The organism is Kitasatospora sp. NPDC048296, assembly GCF_043201815.1.
Classification (GTDB): Bacteria; Actinomycetota; Actinomycetes; order Streptomycetales; family Streptomycetaceae; genus Kitasatospora.
In genome coordinates, this window is record NZ_JBICZB010000115.1 from 1 (window position 1) to 15,122 (window position 15,122).

General features: G+C 72.5%; 12 protein-coding genes and 1 pseudogene. 5 read left to right on the forward strand and 8 right to left on the reverse strand.

Translation table 11 applies throughout. The features are described 5' to 3' along the window. Positions 1-5 precede the first annotated feature (5 nt). The 8 genes and pseudogenes from ACGF12_RS36305 to ACGF12_RS36340 all read right to left on the reverse strand — a co-directional run bounded on the left by ACGF12_RS36305 (position 6) and on the right by ACGF12_RS36340 (position 9,946). Complete coding sequence (locus ACGF12_RS36305) at positions 6-440, reverse strand: hypothetical protein (RefSeq protein WP_393040169.1); 435 nt, start codon at positions 438-440, stop codon at positions 6-8. 346 nt (positions 441-786) lie between these two features. Beyond that, positions 787-3,759 carry an ATP-binding protein gene (locus tag ACGF12_RS36310; protein ID WP_393040172.1) on the reverse strand — a complete coding sequence of 991 codons (2,973 nt, stop codon included), beginning with the start codon at positions 3,757-3,759 and terminating at the stop codon, positions 787-789. Between the two features lie 137 nt (positions 3,760-3,896). Then, on the reverse strand, positions 3,897-4,622 hold the full coding sequence (locus ACGF12_RS36315; protein ID WP_393040175.1) for a flavodoxin family protein: 726 nt from the start codon (positions 4,620-4,622) through the stop codon (positions 3,897-3,899). A gap of 38 nt (positions 4,623-4,660) precedes the next feature. Next, the gene (egtD, locus tag ACGF12_RS36320; RefSeq protein WP_393040200.1) at positions 4,661-5,638 is read right to left on the reverse strand and encodes an L-histidine N(alpha)-methyltransferase; all 978 of its coding nucleotides are present in this window, start codon (positions 5,636-5,638) and stop codon (positions 4,661-4,663) included. Between the two features lie 120 nt (positions 5,639-5,758). After that, positions 5,759-6,430 (reverse strand): annotated as a pseudogene (gene egtC, locus ACGF12_RS36325) (ergothioneine biosynthesis protein EgtC); the annotation flags it as partial. Then, positions 6,430-7,779, reverse strand: a complete 1,350-nt coding sequence (gene egtB, locus ACGF12_RS36330; protein WP_393040178.1) for an ergothioneine biosynthesis protein EgtB — start codon at positions 7,777-7,779, stop codon at positions 6,430-6,432. The gene egtB and the pseudogene egtC, both read right to left, overlap by 1 nt. Beyond that, on the reverse strand, positions 7,776-9,017 hold the full coding sequence (gene egtA, locus ACGF12_RS36335; RefSeq protein WP_393040181.1) for an ergothioneine biosynthesis glutamate--cysteine ligase EgtA: 1,242 nt from the start codon (positions 9,015-9,017) through the stop codon (positions 7,776-7,778). The genes egtB and egtA overlap by 4 nt, the downstream gene beginning before the upstream one ends. A 551-nt stretch (positions 9,018-9,568) precedes the next feature. Next, positions 9,569-9,946: a winged helix-turn-helix transcriptional regulator gene (locus ACGF12_RS36340; protein ID WP_393040184.1), complete on the reverse strand. Its 378-nt coding sequence runs from the start codon at positions 9,944-9,946 to the stop codon at positions 9,569-9,571. Positions 9,947-10,086: 140 nt separating this feature from the next. On the opposite strand from ACGF12_RS36340, the gene ACGF12_RS36345 reads away from it, so the two are divergent. The 5 genes from ACGF12_RS36345 (at position 10,087) to ACGF12_RS36365 (ending at position 14,562) form a co-directional block, all read left to right on the forward strand. Continuing rightward, on the forward strand, positions 10,087-11,055 hold the full coding sequence (locus ACGF12_RS36345; RefSeq protein WP_393040187.1) for an NADP-dependent oxidoreductase: 969 nt from the start codon (positions 10,087-10,089) through the stop codon (positions 11,053-11,055). Positions 11,056-11,085: 30 nt separating this feature from the next. Continuing rightward, positions 11,086-11,406: an NIPSNAP family protein gene (locus ACGF12_RS36350; protein ID WP_393040189.1), complete on the forward strand. Its 321-nt coding sequence runs from the start codon at positions 11,086-11,088 to the stop codon at positions 11,404-11,406. 458 nt (positions 11,407-11,864) lie between these two features. Beyond that, positions 11,865-12,833, forward strand: coding sequence for an alpha/beta hydrolase (locus ACGF12_RS36355; RefSeq protein WP_393040191.1), 969 nt, complete (start codon positions 11,865-11,867; stop codon positions 12,831-12,833). 50 nt (positions 12,834-12,883) lie between these two features. Beyond that, on the forward strand, positions 12,884-13,975 hold the full coding sequence (locus ACGF12_RS36360; protein ID WP_393040194.1) for an alpha/beta hydrolase: 1,092 nt from the start codon (positions 12,884-12,886) through the stop codon (positions 13,973-13,975). Positions 13,976-14,082: 107 nt separating this feature from the next. Beyond that, positions 14,083-14,562 carry a MarR family winged helix-turn-helix transcriptional regulator gene (locus tag ACGF12_RS36365; protein WP_393040197.1) on the forward strand — a complete coding sequence of 160 codons (480 nt, stop codon included), beginning with the start codon at positions 14,083-14,085 and terminating at the stop codon, positions 14,560-14,562. Positions 14,563-15,122: the final 560 nt, after the last annotated feature.

A 15,122-nucleotide genomic window follows, 5' to 3' on the forward strand; every position in this document is an offset into this window, starting at 1 on the left:
CTTCCTCAATACCGTGGTGAACCGCACGCCGTTCTCCCCGCGCGACCGATCTCGGGCCTCAACACCTCAAGATCTGCACGGGGGACGGCGTGTGCTGCGTCAGGCGCTCTGGACCCACCCACGGATGGAGCAGAAGAGCCCGAAAAGGCGTCGGTCGCGCCGGCGTACAGCGTGTCGCTGACCGGCGATCCGCCGGCGAATTCCGCGATCACGAGCACCCTGCCGTGGCCGGCGGCCGCGCTCACCGCCTCGGTGAGGTGCTGCCTGGTCCCCGCAGGGACCCCGAGGACGACGGCGTCCAGGCGCTGGCCGCGCGCTCCGGCTTCGAGCTCGGCGGCGTTCGCGGCCACCGCGGTCAGGTGGACCAGCGGGCTGCTCTCCAGGAGGCTCACCAGCCCCCGGCGCACCAGGCCGCGGCGCTCGATGATGGCGATCCGCAATTCGTGAGACAAAGCGCCCTCCTGTTCATTTCTTCGGGTTTCGGGGGAAGCCCGGGGCGCTGGCTTGGCTTCGCTTCGCGGTCCTTGTAACGCCGACTCACAATTATCCACAGGCCGCGCTGCAGGACGTCTGCGTGGAAGTGCCGTGCGGCGTGAAAGAAATCACCCGAACCATTTGGGGATGAGTGGCGTATCTCCTGATGACAGTCTATGTAAGGCAACGGAAATGCCGATTCGATGAACCACTGGGATAGGCCCGGCGTATCACTGGACGGCGGCCGTCGCTCCGACTGTGGGAAATCCGGTATATCAGTGCCGCAGTCGTGGTCGGGCGGGCTCGGGTCAGCTACGCATCCATTCCATGGGCCGGCGTGAAATCTCCAGCACGGTCGAGCGGCCCACCCCGGCGTTGCGCTGACTCCCAGGAGGTGCCGGGGTGGGGTTGTTGTGGGGCGGTGCGGCGGGGGGTGTGGTTGGCGATGTGTCGGCGGGAGGTGGCGTGGAGTTTGGTGAGGATGTGGGAGACGTGGGTTTCGACGGTGCGTCGGGAGAGGAGGAGGCGTTCGGCGATGTCAGGGTTGGAGTGGCCTTGGGCGGCGAGTTCGGCGACGCGAAGTTCGGTGGGGGTGAGGGCGTCCCAGCCGGTGCGGGGGCGCCGGCGAGGGCCGCGGACGCCGGGGCGGATGCCGTGGGAGCGGAGGCGTTGGGTGGCGCGTCGGGGGTCCCAGGTGGCGCCGAGGGTGGTGTACGCCGCCAGCGCCTCGGTCAAGGCGGTGCGGGCTTCGTCGAGTCGGCCGGCTTCGGCGAGCAGGGCGGCGGCGTCCTCGAGGGCGTTGCCGAGTTCGAGGGGTCGCCGGGTGGTGCGGTGGTAGGAGGCGGCGGCCAGGATCGGTTCCGGGTCCCCGTCGACCAGGCCCCGGCACCACTGGGCCGTGGCCCGCTTGAGCGGGATCGGTTCGTGCCGGGCCTCGGTGTCGGCGGCCTCGGCGGTGGCGCGGGCGGTGGCCTCGTCTCCGGCGGCCAGCGCGAACCGGGCCAGGGGCGGGAACCAGGCGGCCCGGCTCTGCATGGCCTGCTCGTACTCGGGTCGCAGCACGACGGCGAGGATCCGGCAGGCCTGCTCCGGATCGCCGGCCCGCTCGGCCTCCAGTGCCCGGGCCATCAGCAGCGGACCGGAGGCCCCCCGCGCCAGGCTGGTGGCAGACACCGGGTGGTCGCGCAGCAGCTCCAGATGGCGTGCGGCCTCCAGCGGGTCGTCGCGGTGCTCGGCGATCAGCGCACGGTAGCCGTGGGCCTTCAGCGGCCGCAGGAACTGCCCCGGAAGGTCGGTGATCGCCTCGAACTCGGTCAGTGCGTCGTCCCAGCGGCCCTCCCGGAAGGCTTGCTCGCCGGCGTGGATCTGGACCACGGCGAGCATCTGGGTGCCGGTGCGCTCGGCCAGGGTGCGCGCCTGGCGCAGGGTGTCCACCGCGTCGGCGGTGCGGTCCACGGCGTCCAGCGCGGTCGCCCGGTTGCTCAGGAGCAGCAGGCGCAGGTAGGCGAGGTGCGGGTCTGTTCCCGCGATGGCCAGGCCGCGGTCGATGAAGGCCAGGCCGCCTCTGTTGTCGCTGCGGCACAGGCAGGTGATGGCCTGCGCGTGCAGGGCCCAGCCCCGCGCGGTCGCGTCCCCCACCTGCTCTGCCGCCGCCAGCGCCTGCGCGGCGGCCTCGGCCGCGGTGTCGGGCTGTCCGAAGCCGACCAGCAGGATGGCCTTCAGCGCCGTGAGCAGTGCCCACCAACAGGGCTCACTCGTGAGGGCTGCGATGGTGTCGTGGAGCAGGACGAGGGCATCGTCCAGCCGGTCGGTGCGCATCAGCGTGTAGCAGAGGAACCAGGTGGTCCGGCCGATGCGGTGCAAGTCGACGGTGCGGCCCAGGATCGCGCGGGCCAGGCGTTCGGTCTGGTCATGTCGGGACAGCAGGAAGGACACCGCCACCAGGTGGTCTTCCAGGAGTGCGTGGCGGGCGTCGTCCTCCGCAGTGTGGCGCAGGGCACGCTCGAAGAGCTCGGCGGCGATAGCGGGTGCGCGGTGGAGGGCACCGGCGTGCTCGGCCAGCCAGGCCACCTCCCAGCCGTCGGCGCCGGCCGGTTCGGCGAGCAGCAGTTGCGCGATGCGCTCCACGGGCGCGCCGGCGGTGATCAACGCCTCGGTGGCCTGGCGGTGCAGGGCGGCGCGCAAGGCGGAAGGCGTCGCCTCGTGGAGGGCCTGCTTGAGCAGGCCGTGCCGGAAGCGCAGCCGGGTGCCGGCCGATTCGAGGACCCCGGCGGTGATCGCCTCGTCCAGATCGGTCGCCAGCGCGGCGGGCGAACGTTTCACGATGTCGGCGAGATCGGTGACAGAGAAGTCCGGGCCGAGCAGGGCCGCCGTGCGCAGCAGTGCGCGAGTGCTGTCCTGTAGGTAGTCGAGGCGGTGCGCGAGCATTCCGGTCAACGACATCTCGTGCGCGCCGTGGTCCGAGTGGTGCGGCTCGGCTGAGTGGTGTCCGGCCGAGAGGTCCACGACCTCCTGGGTGACCGTCAGGGCTGCGGAACCGGTGAGCGCCGCGAGCATTTCGTGGACGTAGAGGGGGTTGCCCGCGGCGGATTCCAAACGGGCGGCCAGGCGTGGCCCGGGGGCGGCGCCGATGGTCCGTTCAGCCAGGGCAGCCACGCCGTCGATCGGCAGGGGGCCGAGGGAGACGAGGAGGCCGTCGCGGGTGCGCAAGTCGCGTCGCAAGCGGTCGAGTTCCTCGCGGCGTGGGACCGGTCGGCAGGCGCCGACGAGGAACAGCGGGAGCTGGGCCGTCGCGCGGGAGAGACGTTGCCAGAGCAGCAGGCTGGCGTCGTCGGCCCAGTGCAGGTCGTCGACGGCCAGGACGAGGGGGCCGGCCGTGCACAGCTGGTCGACCAGGGCGAGGAGTTGTTCGACGGCAGCCACGACGGGGTCGCCGGCGAGCATGGCGACGCTCCAGCCGTGGTCGCCGGGGCGCAGCTCGGGTGCGCCGGTCAGGGCTCTGGCGGTTGCGGCGCGCAGGGGATCGGATGAGCGGGCGTCGACGCCCAGCGTCTCCAGCATCACCGAGAGCGGGAAGCGTCGGTTCAGTTCGTCGCAGGTCCCGCGCAGCACTTCGCAACCGGTGCCGTCCAGCGCGGCGGTCAACAGGCTCGACTTCCCGATGCCCGGCTCGCCCTCGACCAGCAACGACCCACCGCGGCCTGCGGCCAGGTCGGCCAGCGCGGCGCGGAACATGCCCAGCTCCCGGTCGCGCCCGACAAGATCTGCTGCAGGTGTTGCGGTCACGGCGGAAGATTAGTCGGCCGGACTGCTTGGCGGTGAGCCGGACGAAGTGGCGTTCGTACTCCGTAAGACTCGGCCGACCGCTGAAGGCCTCCGCCGGAGCGGGGATCACCCAGGTGATGGTCCCCGCTCCAGCCGGCTCAGCGGTACTCGGGGTTGGGGAAGTCGAACCGGCTGCCGGCGTCCCAGGCGGCGCGCTGGTTGCCGTGGGCCGGGATACCGCCGGCGTCCTTCAGCAGACGCGCCAGATGTAGCAGGTTCCAGGTCATGAAGGTGGTGTTGCGGTTGGTGAAGTCGTTCTCCGGGCCGCCCGAGCCCGGGTCGAGGTAGGACGGGCCCGGGCCCGCCGGGCCGATCCAGCCCGCGTCGGCCTGCGGGGGGATGGTGTAGCCCAGGTGCTGCAGCGAGTAGAGGACGTTCATGGCGCAGTGCTTGACGCCGTCCTCGTTGCCGGTGATCAGGCAGCCACCGGTGCGCCCGTAGTAGGCGTACTGGCCCTTCTCGTTGAGCAGGCCCGAGCAGGCGTAGAGGCGCTCGACCACCCGCTTCAGCACCGAGCTGTTGTCGCCGAGCCAGATCGGCCCGGCCAGCACCAGGATGTCGGCGGCCATCACCCGCTCGTACAACGCGGGCCAGGCGTCGGTGGCGGCGCCGTGCTCGGTCATGTCCGGGTAGACGCCCGGTGCGATGTCGTGGTCCACCGCGCGGAACTGGTCGACGGTCACGCCCTGCGCGCGCATGATCGCGCTGCTGACGTCGATCAGGCCTTGGGTGTGGCTGCGCTCCGGCGAGGGCTTGAGGGTGCAGTTGACGAACAGCGCGCGCAGATCGTCGTAGCGGGGGGCGGCGGTGCCCGGGGTCGTCATGGAAGTCTCCTCCTGGTAGGGGTTCGGCCTGGTCGGGTTCAGTGGGTGGGGACGACGAGCAGCAGGCCGAAGCGCCCCGCGGTGTCGGTCCACCAGCGGCGGACGGTGAAGCCGTTGGCGCCGAGTTCGGCGGTGAGCGTCTCGCGGCGGAACTTGCTGGAGATCTCGGTGCGCAGGGTCTCGCCGGCGGCGAGGTCGAGGACCAGGTCCACCGCCGGGATCTTGACCTGCTGGGCGCGGCGCGAGCGCAGGTGCATCTCGATCCGCTCCTCGGGTTCGTTCCACAACGCCAGGTGGTCGAAGGTGTCGAGGTCGAAGTCGGCGTCGAGTTCGCGGTTGAGGACGTTGAGCACGTTCTTGTTGAAGGCCGCGGTGACTCCCTGGCTGTCGTCGTAGGCGCTGACCAGCCTGGTGGTGTCCTTGACCAGATCGGCTCCGAGCAGGAGGGCGTCATCGGCGCTGAGCGTGTGGCGCAGTGCGGCGTAGAAGGACTGGCGCTGGGCGGGGTCCAGGTTGCCGATGGTGCTGCCGAGGAAGGCCAGCAGGCGGGGACCGGGCTCCTCGCCGAGGGGCAGCTCCTGTTCGAAGTCCGTGACGGAGGCGGCGACTTGCAGCCGCGGGTAGTCGCGGCACAGCGCCTGGCCCGCATCGAGGAGTGCCGACGGGCTGACGTCCAGCGGCGCGTACTGCCGCAGGGTGCCGGCGGCCGTGAGTGCGTCCAGCAGCAGGCGGGTCTTGCGGGAGGAGCCGGAGCCGAGTTCGGCCAGGGTGGTGGCCCGGGTGAGTGCGGCGATCTCGGGGGCCCGGCGGGTGAGGATCTCCTCCTCGGCGCGGGTGGGGTAGTACTCGGGCAACTCGGTGATCTGCTCGAAGAGTTCGCTGCCCCGGGCGTCGTAGAGCCACTTGGACGGCAGCGTCCTGGGGGCGGTGGCCAGCCCCCGGAGCACGTCGGTGCGCAGGCTGGTGGCGAGGTGGTCCTGGGGCAGCCGGTGGTCGAGCGTGAAGCGGTCGGTCATGGTGCGGCGGTCCTCGCGTGAGTCGTTGGTACTGGTACTGGTTCGGGGGACGGGCTGCAGCGGGATCACCCGAACGCGGCCTGGGACGGCGATCAGCAGGGACCGGTCGGGCACCTCCTGCCACGTCCCTTCGCCGTCCGGTTCGGAGGCGACGAGCACGCTGTCGGGCGCCGTGCGGTACCAGAGCGTGTCGCCGTGGCGGGTGGCGGTGATCGTGCGGCCGTCGGTGAGCAGCAGGTTCAGCCTGGCCTGCGGGCGTACCGCGGCGGTCTGCCGGACCACCGCGGCCAGCGCCGCGCCGGCCGGCTCGCCCTGCCGCAGCCGGCGGCTGATGATCGCCCACAGCAGTGCGGAGTCGCTGCGCGCCTCCAGCGCCAGCAGGTCCGCGGCCTCCAGTCCGCAGTCCGCCCCCAGTGCGGCGGGCAGTCGGGTCCAGTTCGGCACGGCCCCGTTGAGGCTGAACAGCCAGGGCCCGTCCCGGAAGGGCGCGGCGGCGGCCTCGTCCTGGCTGGTGCCCGCGGTGGCGGAGCGGACGGCGGCCAGCACGGCGTGGCTGCGGACGGCGCGGGTGAGGTCGGGCAGGTTGGGGTCGGCCCAGATCGGCACCGCCCGGCGGTAGCGGGCGGGCGGCTCGCCGTCGGCCGGGTACCAGCCGATGCCGAAGCCGTCCGCGTTCACCGTGCCGTGCCGCTGCTGCCGGGGCGCCCAGGACTGCGTGCGCAGACCGTGCGGCGCATCGACGATCGCCGCCAGGGTGGATTCCGGTCCGAGATAGGCGAGGTGGCGGCACATCAGGAGCACCCGCCCGCAGTGGTGTCACGGGCGGTGCGGAAGCCGCTGAAGATCTGCCGGCGGATCGGGTAGTCCCAGTTGCGGAAGGTGGCGCGGCAGGCGTCCTGGCCCACGCCGAACGCCCCGCCGCGCAGCACCTTGTAGTCCGGGCCGAAGAACACCTCGGAGTACTCCCGGTAGGGAAAGGCACGGAAGCCCGGGTAGGGCCGGAAGGAGCTGCTGGTCCACTCCCACACGTCGCCGATCAGCTGCCGCGCTCCGCTGGGCGCCGCCCCCGCCGGGTAGCTGCCCACGGGGGCGGGCTGGAGGTGGCGCTGGCCGAGGTTGGCGTGCTCCTCGGTCGGCGCGGTGTCGCCCCACGGGTAGCGGCGGGAGCGGGCGGCGGCCGGGTCGTGGCGGGCGGCCTTCTCCCACTCGGCCTCGGTCGGCAGCCGTCGGCCGGCCCAGCGGGCGTAGGCGTCCGCTTCGTACCAGCACACGTGCAGCACCGGCTCCAGTGGCGGCACCGGCTCGGTGCGGCCGAAGCGCCGCCGTAGCCAGGTTCGGCCGTCGCGCTGCCAGTACAGCGGTGCCGCCAGCCCCGCCTGCTGCCGGTGCTCCCAGCCCTCCGGGGTCCACCAGCGCGGGTCGGCGTAGCCGCCGTCCGCGATGAACTCCTGGTACGCGGTGTTGCTGACTGGTGCGGTGTCCAGCCAGAACGAGGGCACGTCCACGACGTGCGCGGGCCGTTCGTTGTCCAGGGCCCACGGGTCGGTGTCGGTGCCCATGACGAACGGCCCACCGGGCACGAACACCTCGCGCGGCAGGCTCGCCGCATCGGCGGGGGCGGGCGGCGGCGCCGGGGCGTCCAGGACTGGTATGCCGGTGCGCAACTGGTGGGTAGCCAGCATGGTCTCGACGTGTTGCTGCTCGTGCTGGGCGACCATCCCGAACACGAAGCCGCGCGCCAGCAGGGAGGCCTGCTGTCCGGTGGGGGAGGGGGCGTCCCAGTCGGCGTCCGGGACGGATGCCAGGACGTCCGTGGCCGCCTCGCGCACCCGGTGCAGGTAGCGGCGGGCGTCATCCGGGCGCAGCAGCGCGAGCGCGGGCCGGTCGGCCCGCGGGTGGCGGAAGGCGTCGTAGATGTCGTCCAGGTCGGGGCGCAGCGCACGGCGCCCGCCGGCCGCGCGGACCAGCCAGATCTCCTCCTGGTTGCCGACGTGGGCCAGGTCCCATGCCAGGGGTGACATCAACCGGGAGTGCTGGGCCAGCAGTTCGGCCTCGTCCAGGCAGTCCGTCAGGGCGAGCGTCCGCGCTCGGGAGGCCGCCAGCGCGGCGGCGGCATCGGCGCGGGTGGGGCGCGCGGTCATCCGTGGAGTCCTTCCAGCAGGTCGTCGGCGGGACAGCGGCCCCGTTCGGTGTAGCGCACGGCGAAGGCGTGCAGGGCGCGGCCCAGCTGCCGGTCGCGGTCGGCCCCGGTGTCGGCCAGGGCGGCGAGGGCGGCGGTGAAACAGGCCAGCGCCGCCTTGCCCAACTCGGGGTCGGCGGCGCCGAGCCGGGCGGCCCGCAGCCACACCTCGGCGGACGGCTGCGGGGCCCCGCCCGGGCACAGCGGCGCGGTGGCCTCCCAGGCGGCCTCGGCGGCGGCCGGATCGTCCAGCAGGGTGGCGGCCAGCGCGGTCGGCACGATCCAGCCCTCGCCCTGCTGGGCGTCGATCATCCGCAGCTCCAGCCACCCGCGCGGGCGGACCGGTGGGAACAGCGTGGTCAGGTGGTAGTCGAGGTCCTCCAGGGTGGGACCGCGCTCGGCGGGCGCGCCTCGCAGCCAGTCGCGGAAGCCGAGGCCGGGCGGAGCATTCCAGGAACCGGGCGGGGTGCGGCGCAGGCACATCACCGGGGCGTCCAGCGCGTACCGGGTCCATGCCTCGCGCGGATCCGGGCCCGGCTCCGGCGGCCGGGTGCGCGCGGGGTCCGCGTTCGCCCAGATCCACTGCCGGGTGGACCGCCAGCCGGTGGGCCGGCCGCGCCGCAGTGGGGAGTTGGCGAACGCGGCGACCAGCACCGGGCCCAGCCGGTGCGCCAGCGTCCAGCGGCGGCGGTAGCCGGTGATCTTGTCGGTGTCGTCGCCGCTGTCGAGGTTGAGCTGCACGGACGCGGTGGAGCGCATCATCATCCGGCCCCAGGGGCCCACCTCGTTGAAGTGCTGCTCCATCGCCCGGTAGCGCGGGTGCTCCAGGATCCGCGCCGGGTCGCGGTGCGGCTCCAGTCCGCGGCCGGCCAGGGCCAGGCCCGCATCGGCCAGCGCGCGCCGCAGGGCGCCCAGGTCGGTCGCTGTGGCGTGGACGCCGTCGGCAAGTGTGGCGGCGGTCGGGCTGCTGAGTTCGAGCTGGCCGCCGGGCTCCACGGTGAGCGCGGACCCGTGCGGCAGGCCGCCGGCGGACCGGACGGCGTCGAGCGCCGCGTCCAGCCGTGCGGCGGGCACCGCGGCGGTGGGGTCGGCGAGGTCGTGCACCAGCCATTCGAGCTCGATGCCGACCCGGCCGGGCGGGCCGGTCTTGAAGCAGACCCCGCGCACGTACGCCTCGGCCTGCGCCTCCGTCAGGAGCATCCGGTGTTCCTCTCGCCGTTGGAATCCCCGGCCGGGTGGCGGCCCGGCCCGGAGCTACCGGTCATACGGCTCCCTCCAGGAACCGGTTCACTCCGGGTCCCCGAGCCGTGTCACCGCGGGGCGGCGTGCAGCCCGGCCGTCAGCAGCTGCGCGGCCGGGACCGTCGTGGGCTGGGCGAGTTCGTGTCAGACGCGGGAGGTCCTGTCGGTGGCCCGCCCATGGGGCCCTGCACGCCCCGGCACGGACCGTGGCCGAGGAACGCGAACCGTACCGGGGGCTGTCCGATAAGGGGTGAGGCTGCTGTGGGACGTGCCGAGCGGCGCCGACCTTGCGCGGATCGCCGCCGGTCGGCCGGCGGCTGCCGGTGTCCCGGCACGAGGAGGAGTTCGCCAGTACCACGACCGCGTCGAGCTGGCCGTACGCGTGCATTGGCTCGCCGGGCAGGAGGCGCGCGTCGCCGATATCTGTCGCGAGGTGGTTCTGGACCTGCGGGACCGGCGCGGGCTCGCGCGGCCCGAGCCGGACGCGGGCACCACGCCGAGGCGACAGCCTCAGGACGCGACCGGCTCCGGCCGGAACGCGTGGTCGATGTTGTCCTCGACCCACGAGCGAAGCGCGTTGAGCGGGGCTGCGGCGCTCTGGCCGAGGGCGGTGAGGGAGTACTCGACGTGCAGGGGGACAGCGGGGTAGACGGTGCGGTCGAGGATGCCGAAGTCCTCGAGGCGGCGCAGCGTCTGGGTCAGCACCTTGGGGCTGACACCCTGGAGCTTGCGTTGGAGCTCGCCGAAGCGTTGCGGCCCGTCCTCCAGGGCGCCGATGGCCAGCGCGGACCACTTGTTGGCGAGCAGGTCGAGCAGGGTGCGGCAGGGGCACTGGGCGGCGTAGACGTCGTGGTGCGAGTGCTGGCCGCTGGGGCAGCTGGTCGTCATGCTGACTCTCCTCACCAGGTCACTTCCCGACGGGAAGTACTAGACCTTGAAGGTAACTATACCCATGGGGATAGCGTCGTCGACGTCAACGGGAAGGCCGCCAACGGCCTTCCGCAAAGCGCTTTTTCAGGAGATGACGCATGTCCGCAGACACGATGCGCGCGGTGGTCCAGGACGGTTTCGGCGGCCCGGAGGTGCTGCGGGTCCAGCAGGTGCCGCGCCCGACGCCGCTGCCGACCGAGGTGCTGGTCCGCGTGCACGCGGCCGGGATCAACCCGGTGGACTGGAAGACCCGCGGCGGCACCGGCATGGCGGGCCTGCTGGGTGAGCCGCCGTTCACCCTGGGCTGGGACGTGTCCGGGGTGGTGGAGGAGGTCGGCTTCGGCGTGACCACCCTGAAGGTCGGCGACGAGGTGTACGGCATGCCGTGGTTCCCGCGCGTCGCGAACGCCTACGCCGAGTACGTGACCGCGCCGGCCCGCCAGTGGGCCCGTAAGCCCGCCATGCTCGACCACGTGCACGCCGCCGCCGTGCCGCTGGCCGCGCTGACGGCCTGGCAGGCCGTCGTCGACACCGCCCACGTCACCGCCGGGCAGCGCGTGCTGGTCACCGCCGCCGCCGGCGGGGTGGGCCACTTCGCCGTCCAGTTCGCCCGCCACCTGGGCGCCCACGTGATCGCCACCGCGAGCGCCGCCCGCCACCCGTGGCTCAAGGAGCTGGGCGCCGACGAGACCGTCGACTACACCACCACCCGCTTCGAGGACGCGGTCTCCGACGTCGACGTCGTCATCGAGCTGGTCGGCGACCCCGTCGACGGTTCCAGCACTCGCTCGCTCAAGGTGCTGCGCCCCGGCGGTCTGCTGGTCACGATCCCGGCCGGCGTCTCCCCGGAGCTCGCGCAGGCCGCCGAGGCGGCCGGGGTGCGGGTGACCCCGTTCCTGGTCGAGCCGGACGGTGCCGCGCTGACGGCGATCGCCGGGCTGATCGACGCCGGCGAGGTCGCCGTCGAAGTGGAGGAGACCTTCCCGCTGGAGCAGGCCGGTGTGGCCCACGCCCGCGGCGAGGCCGGCCGCACCCGCGGCAAGCTCGTCCTCACCGTCACCAACTGACAATCCCAGCAACCGTTTTGGAGTGACACCGTGTACTACGAGATCCGCCGCTACCAGGCCCAGCCCGGACGCCGGGAGGAATGGATCCGCTACATGGAGGACGTGGTCATCCCGTTCCAGACCTCGCTGGGCATGGACGTGACCGCCTCCTTCCTCGATGACGAGGACGAGGACGGCTACGTGTGGATCCGCCGGTTCGAGGACGAGGCCCAGAGCGAGGCCCTGTACGCGGCCGTCTACCAGCACGACCGCTGGACGAACGAGATCGGCCCGGTCGTCTACGGCCTGCTGATCCCCGAGAAGTCCGTCGTCACCCGCGTCACCCCCACCCCCGCCTCACCCCTCCGGTAGCCCGCGACACCACCGGTCGGCCCTCTGGCGCCGGTCCCCGCGCAACCCGCGCGAGGACCGGTCCTCGCCGTTTTCGGGCGGCGTGCGGCAGCGGGCGGTGCTACCGCATACTCCGCGCTGCCCGTGAAGGACGGGAAGAAGATCTCCGGGTCGCACACGCCCCTGCGGTGGCGTTGTCACGCCACGACGTTCGGGAGTCGTTGTCTACGACGGTGAGAGTGTGTTGCGCGACGACCTCTCCGGGGCCGGGCGGGGACGGTGTGGAGGGAACTGCGTGGCGGGGTGCGAAGCCGTTCACCGTCATGGCTCGTCGCCCGCCCTCCAGCTTTGCCAATCGGACGAGCTAGTTGTTGGCAATTAGCTTGCGCACAAGGAAATCGGGTCATAGGCTACTTGCCGAGAGCTCGCCCCGATCGGGTGGGTCACCTCAATCCCGTCTTCCTGAAGGAGAGTTCGCCATGTCGCAGGACACGCCGACCGTCCCCGTCCTGGAGCCCGCAGCTCAGGAGTTCGCGGGGGCCACTGCCAACCCGCCGTACCTGTTCGACCTCGGTCCCGTCGAGGGCCGCAAGGCCGTCGACGAGGTCCAGTCCGGGGAGCTCGCCAAGCCGGCCGTGGACGAGGAGTGGATCGAGGTCGCGGGCGGCCCGACCGGCCGGGTCCGGGCCCGGATCGTCAAGCCCGTCGGCGCCACCGGCAGCCTGCCGGTGATCGTCTACCTCCACGGCGCCGGCTGGGTCTTCGGCAACGCCCGCACCCACGACCGGCTGGTGCGCGAGTTGGCCGTCGGCGCGCGGGCGGCCGTGGTCTTCCCCGAGTACGACCTGTCGCCCGAGGCCCGCTATCCCGTGGCGATCGAGCAGAACTACACGGTGGCCCGCTGGGTGGTCACCGACGGCGCCAGCAGGGGCCTGGACGCCTCGCGGATCGCGGTGGCCGGCGACTCGGTGGGTGGCAACATGGCCGCCGCCCTGACTCTGATGGCCAAGCGGCGCGGCGACCTGCCGCTGGTGCAGCAGGTCCTCTTCTATCCGGTCACCGACGCCGCGTTCGAGACCGGCTCCTACCGGCAGTTCGCCACCGGCTACTTCCTGCGCCGCGACGCCATGCAGTGGTTCTGGGACCAGTACACCACCGACCCCGGCCAGCGGGCCGAGATCACCGCCTCCCCACTGCGCGCGACCCTGGAGCAGCTCAAGGACCTGCCGCCGGCGCTGGTCATCACCGCCGAGGCCGACGTGCTGCGCGATGAGGGCGAGGCGTACGCCAACAAGCTCCGCCAGGCCGGCGTCCCGGTCATCGCGACGCGCTACCAGGGCATCATCCACGACTTCGTGATGCTCGACGCGCTGCGCGGCACTCAGGCCGCCGACGCCGCCATCACCCAGGCGACCACCGTCCTGCGCGCGGCGCTGCATACCGCCTGATGCCCTGCCACACCCACCCCGAACCAGCCGTCGCCACCGGAAGACAGGTCATGTCCTCGCATCGCACTCCCCGCCTCGCCCGCCGCCGCACCGCCGCGCTGGCCGTCTCGATCCCGGTCGCCCTCGGCGCGGTCCTCGTCACCTTCACCGCGGGCACCGGGTCGGCCCAGGCCGCCTCGGGCTCGCACTCATCGCTGGTCCTGGAGCGCGACGCCCGGACCTTCGCCGATGCGGCCGCCAAGAACCCACCGATCTACACCCTCAGTTACGCCGACGCCCGCAAGGCCCTGGACAGCGTCCAGTCCGGGCCCGTGGACGTGCTCCCGGCCGACATCAGCCACCGGACGCTGCCGGTGGGCCCGACCGGCTCGGTGGACATCCGGATCGTGCGCCCCCAGGGCGCCACCGGCAAGCTCCCCGTGATCATGTACTTCCACGGCGGCGGCTGGGTCCTGGGCGACGAGGGCACCCACGACCGGCTGGTGCGCCAGATCGCCAACGGCGCCCAGGCGGCGGTGGTCTTCGTCGACTACGCCCGCGCGCCCGAGGCCCGCTACCCGATCGCCATCGAGCAGGCCTACGCCGCCACCGCCTGGGTGGCCCAGCACGGCGATGAGCTGGGCGTCGACGGCTCCCGGATCGCGGTGGCCGGCGACTCGGTCGGCGGCAACATGACCGCCGCCGTCACCCTGATGGCCAAGGAGCGCGGCGGCCCGGCCCTGCGCGACCAGGTCCTCTTCTACCCCGTCACCGACGCGAACTTCAACGACGACTCCTATCGGCAGTTCGCCAACGGCCCCTGGCTCACCCGCAAGGCCATGCAGTGGTTCTGGGACGCCTACGCCCCGGACAAGAACGTCCGCAACCAGATCCTGGCCTCGCCGCTGCGGGCCACCCTCGACCAGCTGAAGGGCCTGCCCAAGGCTCTGGTGATCACTGACGAGGCCGACGTGCTGCGCGACGAGGGCGAGGCCTACGCCGACAAGCTGCGCGCCGCCGGCGACGACGTCACCGCGGTCCGCTACAACGGCGCCATTCACGACTTCGTGATGCTCAACGCCCTCGGCAACACCAACGCGGACAAGGCCGCGGTCGACCAGGCCACCAAGTACCTCCACGCCGACCTGCACGACGGCTCCTGAACCGGCAGCCCGGGCCGGCCCCGTCACGGGGGCCGGCCCGGGCTTTACCTTGTGCACAATCAACGATGACGCTTGGGAATCGTGGACCCGTCGGAGTACAGTCAGGCATGACCAGTCGCGACCTCGGCCAGCAGCCGGACCAGCAGTTCTCCCTGCTCCTCGACGACCAGATGTGCTTCGCCCTCTACGCCGCCTCCCGGGCGGTCACCGGGCTCTACCGGCCGTTGCTGGACGACCTCGGTCTGACCTACCCCCAGTACCTGGTGCTGCTGACGCTCTGGGACCGGGACGCGGTCACCGTCAAGGAGCTCGGCGCCGCCCTCCACCTCGACTACGGCACCCTGACCCCGCTGCTCAAGCGCCTGGAGGTCGCCGGCCTGCTGCGTCGCGAACGCCGCCCCGACGACGAGCGCGCCGTCGTCATCACCCTCACCGAGGAAGGCACCGTCCTGCGCGAGCGCGCCCGCGCCATCCCCGCCGCGATCGGCGACGCCATGGGCCTGGACCCCGAGGAGTTCGAGCGCACCCGCGCGACCCTGCGCCGCCTGACCGACAACGTCACCCGCCACGCCGCCATCACCCGCTGAACTACTGACGCGCAGACAACGGACCGCGGACGAGGCCGAGTCGGGTTTCCCGCCCCGATCGCGATCCAGCCGGCGATCCCCCGAGCCGGCCCCGCCCGTCGCGCCGGTCCGGCACCGGCAGACGCGGCCCTGCGGCCGGGGGTGACGGTCGGTCACTGGCGCGTCGACGTCCTCTGCTGGGTGAGCAGGCGCCGCCCGGCGACTGCGCACAGGGTGATGAGGACGGCGCTGAAGCCGAGGAGCGCGATCCGGTCGCTGACGTAGCGGGTGGCGAAGCCCAGTCCGGCGGAGAGCGTGGCCAGGCCGACGTAGGCGGCGAGGAAGAGGCCGGCGAGGGCCTCGCCGCGGCCCTCCGGGATTGCCAGGCCGATGACGCTGGAGACGGCGCCCTTGAACAGGATGCCCGCGCCGGCGCCGGCGGCGATGCCGCCGATGAGGAAGAGCGCGAGACTGGGGGACTAGACGCAACGCCGTGTAGATAGAGCCTTGGGCGGTTGCGTCAAGTCGCCTGAAATGGGACGGAGCTCCTGCTAGAACCGTGTCGGCCAAGATCACTGTTC